This window comes from Methanocalculus sp. (genome assembly GCF_029762515.1).
Taxonomy (GTDB): Archaea; Halobacteriota; Methanomicrobia; order Methanomicrobiales; family Methanocorpusculaceae; genus Methanocalculus.
On the sequence record NZ_JARVGN010000500.1, the window covers coordinates 1 to 1,506 of the forward strand.

The following is a 1,506-nucleotide window of genomic DNA, read 5'->3' on the forward strand; positions in this document are numbered from 1 at the left end:
CAAAATATGTCGGTGTGATCATCGTCCTTGCAGGTATCAAAAATATCCCGCGGATCCATGAGTTGAAAGAGATACGGGATAGCTGCCGTGAGGAAGAGAAAGAGGAGAGGATGCGTGAGGAAGCCCTCAGGTTAGAGCAGGAGCAGTATATGCGGGAGAAAGATGAGATGGAACGGGCGGCACGGGAACGGGCTGAACGTGCAGCCCTTCTCCAGAAGGACGATATCTGGGATGATGAAGAGGACGAGGTACAGTTTATCGCAAACGACGAAATCCCAATGGGCAGAGACGATCAAACCGGGATAGCCTTTGCAGCAGAAGAGCAGAGACCGGGTGAATGGGAGATCATCTCCGGGGAAGCTCTGGTAAATAGGAATGAGGAGGTGATCCTTCCGGAACGCGGGGAGGGAAAGATCGAGAAGAAACTCGCCCTCCCGGGAAGGCAGGCGAAAGAAGTGGCCGATATCTCGCGCCAGACGATGATAGGGGGGCCGGTGAAGCCGAATGATCGGTCGATGGATGCCGGTGCCATCCGGATGAAGGATGCCCCCGCAGAAAAAGGGCGCTATGAAGTTGATCCCGCACAGGGTGCCTTCTCTCTCCCATCCAACGTCCGTGCACGGGACGATTCGTTTGAGGCAAAGGCAATCGCCCTGAAATCCCACTTCTCCCGTCCAAGCGATACCGCGTTTGAAGGAGGAGAGATCACCGTCAGGAGAGCCGCATCCCGGCCAAATGATGATGCGCTGATCGGACGCGGGCGTATTGGTTTCAGCAACACCGCGAGGCCCGATGATTCGGCATACATCGGTCGAACGGGATCTATCCAGGTTGGAAAACAGCCTGCACCTAAAGATGAGGTCTCAGGCGGCCGTGTCAACAGGAATCTGCCCCGTCCGCGTGATGAGGTGAAGAGCCGCTCCAGGTTTGTGGCCATAGGCGGGAGTTCGTCAACAGAACAACAATCCGATGACGATGATGACGGAATCACCTGGATATAGAAGAGGAAGATAAGAAGTGGGTGCTCCTGTTCGCAAGGTCAGCACCAGTTTATTCTGAGAGGATCCGGGATATCGGGATTGTGCCTGCACCAATCTCTGTCTTCATTCTGATTCCGGATTCATATGCCCTGCCGATCAGGTTCATCCCGCTGTAGATGACAATGGATGACTGGTAGGGATCTTTTGGGACATTCAGAATCCCTGAACCTGCTGCAACCGGGAGATGGAAGCCGTTCTGCCTGAGCGACTCCATGATCTCGTCAGCCTTCTCCATTGCCGTTATCGGAATATTCCTGATATTGGCAAGGGCAACCCCGTCTCCGGTCCGGATCAGGTTGCCTATTGAGACCATCTCCGCATACAGGAAGAGCTGAAGCGGGTCGATCGTCGTGCCCTTATATCCGATGAGGTGGTTGAAACCCAGAGGAATTCGCTGTTTGTGGTTGAGACATCCCCCATATGCCATCCTGACAGGGATGCCGTTATGCTGGAAGATGCCATCCAT

Annotated in this window: 2 protein-coding genes; one reads left to right on the plus strand and one right to left on the minus strand. The window is 54.3% G+C overall.

Annotation, left to right across the window (positions count from 1 at the left end):
* On the plus strand, positions 1-1,001 hold a 1,001-nt coding region (locus tag QCH34_RS12620), incomplete at its 5' end, for a hypothetical protein (protein WP_300334649.1).
* A gap of 49 nt (positions 1,002-1,050) precedes the next feature.
* On the opposite strand, the gene QCH34_RS12625 is transcribed toward QCH34_RS12620, so the two are convergent.
* The coding region (locus tag QCH34_RS12625; protein WP_300334650.1) for an NrpR regulatory domain-containing protein at positions 1,051-1,506 on the minus strand (456 nt) is incomplete at its 5' end.